Here is a 4,464-nt window from a genome sequence, read left to right as displayed (position 1 = left end):
CGGTGGCGGGGGCCCCTGAGGGCCGGGAAGGGGTGGAGCTCGCGGGGGCGCGGACCGCCGACGAGCCGGTCCCAGCCCTCGGAGCCGATCCCGGCGACGCAGGTGAGACCGGAGTCGGGGGAGCGGAAGGACACCGACCGGACCAGCCCCGACAGGTCCTGGAGTGCCTCCCGCACCGTGCCCTCGCCGCCGGGGTTGACGGTGACCACGAGGAACACGGCCGCCCGGGAGGGCGGGACGACGACGGGTTGTACGACGACCATGGGACTCCCGCCGAGAGGCAATGGCGAACAAAAGGCATGAAAAGGACAGCGCCAGCGTAGGCGCGCATGATCCGGAACGCAGCCCGTACGGCCTTCCGGGGCCGAGTGGCACCCGGGAAGCGGCGGACATAGCCTGCCCGGAGGGGCGACTCCTTCTTCCGTAGTGCCCCAGATATCCGCAGGTGAGAGGGTGAGCAGCCTTGAGCACCGACCAGGACGCGCAGGAATCCCCGGCGCCCGGCGCCCCGGAGCCCGGAGAGGCCGTGGAGCCCCGGGTGGGGCCCACCCCCGAGGGCGATCCGGAGTTCCACCCCTACCACCACCCCGCGGCGGGCTGGGGCGCGGCCAAGAGCGTGACCGGCTTCCTCGTCCGCGAGGGGGCCTTCGTCGACGGCCCGCGCGCGATCATGCGGATGAACCACGAGAACACCGGCTTCGACTGCCCCGGCTGCGCGTGGCCCGACGACACCAAGGGCCTGCACCTGGACATCTGCGAGAACGGCATCAAGCACGTCACCTGGGAGATGACCCGTAAGCGCGTCGGCAGCGAGTTCTTCGCCGCGCACTCGGTGTCCGAGCTCGCCGAGTGGACCGACTACGACCTCGAGAACGAGGGCCGGCTGACCGAGCCGATGGTCTACGACCCTGAGTCGGACCACTACGTCCCGATCACCTGGAAGGACGCGTTCGAGGTGGTCGGGCGTGCCCTGCGCGGCCTCGACGACCCCGGCCAGGCGTCCTTCTACACATCGGGACGGCTCGGCAACGAGGCGACCTTCCTCTACCAGCTGATGGCCCGCGAGCTGGGCACCAACAACCTGCCCGACTGCTCCAACATGTGTCACGAGGCCAGCGGCCGCGCCCTCCAGGCCTCCCTGGGCACGGGCAAGGGCACCGTCGACCTCAAGGACTGGGAGACCGCCGACGCGCTGTTCATCTTCGGGGTGAACGCCGCCTCGAACGCGCCCAGGATGCTGACCGCGCTCGCCGAGGCCCACCACCGCGGCGCGCAGATCGTGCACGTCAATCCGCTCGTCGAGGCCGCCGCCACCCGGACCATCGTGCCGCACGACTTCACGGACATGGCCCTCTTCAAGTCGACGAAGACCAGCACCCTGAACCTCCAGCCGCGCATCGGCGGCGACATGGCACTGATCCGCGGGATGGCCAAGGCGATCCTGGAGCAGTCCACGACCGACCCCAAGGCCCTCGACCAGGAGTTCATCGACCGCCACACGAGCGGCTTCGAGGAGTACCGCGCGCTGTGCGAGGCCACACCGTGGGAGGAGATCGAGCGGCAGTCCGGACTGAGCCGCGCCGACGTCCTCAAGGCCGCGCGCGTGTACGGCGAGGCCGACCGCTCCATCGTCAGCTGGTGTCTGGGCCTCACCCAGCACGAGCACGGCGTCGACACCGTCCGGGAGATCGTCAACCTGCTGCTGCTCCGCGGCAACCTGGGCCGCGAGGGCGCCGGCCCCTCCCCCGTACGCGGACACAGCAACGTCCAGGGCAACCGCACCTGCGGCATCGACCACCGCCCCAGCGAGGCGTTCCTCGACCGTCTCGCCGAGGTCTGCGAGATCGAACCGCCGCGCGAGCACGGCATGGACACGGTCCGCACCATCGAGGCGATGCAGCGCGGCGAGATCAAGGTCTTCGTCGGCATGGGCGGCAACTTCGCGCTCGCCGCTCCCGACACCCGGCTCACCTACGCCGCGCTGCGCACCTGCGACCTCACCGTCCAGGTGAGCACCAAGCTGAACCGCAGTCACATCGTCCACGGCAAACAGGCACTGATCCTGCCGTGCCTCGGCCGCACCGAGAAGGACCATCAGCGCAAGGGCGTCCAGAGCACCTCCGTCGAGGACTCGATGAGCATGGTCCATCTGTCGATCGGCATGAAGCGCCCGGCCTCCCCGCACCTGCTCTCCGAACCGGCGATCGTCGCCGGCATGGCGCGGGCCGCGCTGCCCGACAGCGCGACGCCCTGGGAGTGGTACATCGAGGACTACGACCGCATCCGGGACACCATGGCCAAGGCCCTCGACGGCTTCGAGGACTTCAACCGGCGGGTGCGTCTCCCGCTCGGCTTCCGCATCAAGCAGCCCGCCCGCGAACTTGTCTTCCTCACCCCGTCCGGGCGCGCCGAGTTCTCCAGCGCCCCGCTGCCCGACGTCGTGCCCGAGCCGGGCACCCTGGCCCTCGGCACCATGCGGTCCCACGACCAGTGGAACACCACCATCTACTCCGACAACGACCGCTACCGCGGCATCAAGAACCTGCGCACGCTGGTCTTCATGAACCGGGCCGACATGCGGGAGCGCGGGATCGCCGACATGGGGCCCGTCGACATCACCAGTACCGCGAAGGACGGCAGCCGACGGTCCGTCAGCGGATACCTCGCCGTCCCGTACGACATCCCCCGGGGCTGCGCGGCCGGCTACATGCCCGAGATGAACGTGCTGTGCGCGCTGGTCGACTACAGCACACAGAGCGACCAGCCGATCATGAAGCACGTCAAGGTGACGATCGTGCCCACCGGCTGACCCTCCCTCATCACGCTCGGGCGAGCCGCTCCAGGAGGAGGTAGCCGCGGTGCTCCGCCGCGGCGAGTTCGGTCGGGTCGATCTCCGCCGGCCAGAGCTCGCCCGCGGCGGCGTCGTCCGCCTCCCGCAACTCCACGACGGCGGCTGCGAGTTGCCCCTGGGCGGCCGGGAACGACTCCATCGCCCGCTCGCCCAGAGCCCGTTCGGCGCGGGCCGACGCCGCACGGCACGCGGTGAGCGCGCGCCGCGCCCGTACGGCCGCCCGGTCGTGGACCACGACGAGCGCGCACACCAGCGCGATCCCGACCCCGAGCAGACTGCTCAGTGCCCGGTCCTGGACGAGATCCCCGGCCCGTGAGGGCGCGGCCAGATCGGTGAGCAGCAGGGCGAGCGGGGTGAGGAAGACGACGCCGAGACCGTAGTTGCGGGCGACGACGTACTCCAGGAGGAACTCCAGGAGCACGATCACCAGGACGAGGACGACGGGGTCGGGGCGCGCGGCCAGCACGCCGAGCGCGAGCATCAGACCGGCCATCGTGCCCAGGGTCCGCTGCACGGCCCGCTGCGCCGCCGTCCGTACGTTGACGGAGTGCAGAACGGCGGCGGCGGAGATCGCCGCCCAATAGCCGTGGCCGAGCCCGAACAGCAGGGCGGCCCCACCGGCGAGGCCGGTGCCGAGGACCATCCGCAGGGCGGGAACGAGCAGGATCGCCGTACGGCCGGGAGCGTCCCGCCCCGTCACGAGTTGCGTGGCCCGCAGTTCGGTGGCCTGCGGGGTGGGGGAACCGCACGGGGTGGTGGGACCGGGCGGAGCCGCCCCCGGCACGGCGGCGCCCTGGGCGATCAGGGACGGGACCGCGAGCTCGGGCAGTATCCGGGGCAGCCGTCGGCGGCGGCTCACCAGCAGCCGGACCTGCCGGCGCAGGTTCCGTGCCAGGCCGGTGGGGTCGTCCGGCACCCGCCGCGCGGAACCGACGAGGAGCGCCCACGCGAGGTCGGCGAGGCGGAGGCAGGTGTCTCCGCGGCCGCCCCGCTGGGCGGCGCTCGGGGGCAGGACGCCGAGCGTGCGGTACGCCTGGAGGACGGCGGCCGTCGCCCGGTGCCGTACGAGCCCGTGGCCGTTCCCCGTGCCCGCCGCCTCCCACAGATCCACCAGCTCGCGCAGAGCCGCCGCCACGGCGAGGCGCTGCGGCCGGTCCGGATGCACGAACCACCCGAGGACGGCGAGGACCCAGGCCACGGCCGCGCCGGTCGCGGCCAGGGCCGTCTGGGGGAGGATGTCGGCGGGATCGGTGGAGCCGTTGGCCGCGACGGCGAACGAGAAGAGCAGCAGGACCGCGCCGAGGCCGCTCAGCCGGGCCGCGTCGCAGGCGAACTTCGCCGCACCGGCCACCACCGCCATCGCCGCGACCGTCACGGCGGCGCCCGCTCCCCCGTCCCGCGGCTGCGCCCATACAGCGAGCGCCGAACCGCAGCCCACGCTCGCCGTCATGGCCACCGCGACGAGCGCGAGCACGCGGGCCCGCCGGGCGTAGGGCAGGTTGCGGCCGAAGGTGGTGGTGAGGGAACCGAGCATCGTGTAGACGGCGTGATCGGCGTGCCCGGCCAGGGCCAGCGGCAGCGCGGGCACGGCCATGGCGAGCGCGGCGCGCAGG

The 4,464-nt window shown here is 72.4% G+C and carries 3 protein-coding genes; 1 reads left to right on the top strand and 2 read right to left on the bottom strand.

Annotated elements, in window-relative coordinates; genetic code table 11:
• Window positions 1-263 (bottom strand): Dyp-type peroxidase domain-containing protein (locus AOK00_RS35250; protein WP_173861733.1); only part of this gene is annotated, 263 nt, incomplete at its 3' end.
• Window positions 264-463: 200 nt separating this feature from the next.
• Here AOK00_RS35250 and AOK00_RS35245 point away from each other — a divergent pair.
• Window positions 464-2,809, top strand: a complete 2,346-nt coding sequence (locus tag AOK00_RS35245) for an FdhF/YdeP family oxidoreductase (protein ID WP_055604186.1) — start codon at window positions 464-466, stop codon at window positions 2,807-2,809.
• Between the two features lie 10 nt (window positions 2,810-2,819).
• Here AOK00_RS35245 and AOK00_RS35240 read toward each other — a convergent pair whose 3' ends face one another.
• Window positions 2,820-4,463 (bottom strand): FUSC family protein, encoded by a 1,644-nt coding sequence (locus AOK00_RS35240; RefSeq protein WP_254047625.1) that lies wholly within the window; start codon window positions 4,461-4,463, stop codon window positions 2,820-2,822.
• Window position 4,464 lies beyond the last annotated feature (1 nt).

Source organism: Streptomyces aureus (assembly GCF_001418135.1).
GTDB lineage: Bacteria > Actinomycetota > Actinomycetes > Streptomycetales > Streptomycetaceae > Streptomyces > Streptomyces aureus_A.
Note: the sequence above shows the minus strand (reverse complement) of the source record. Positions and strands in the feature narration are given on the sequence as shown.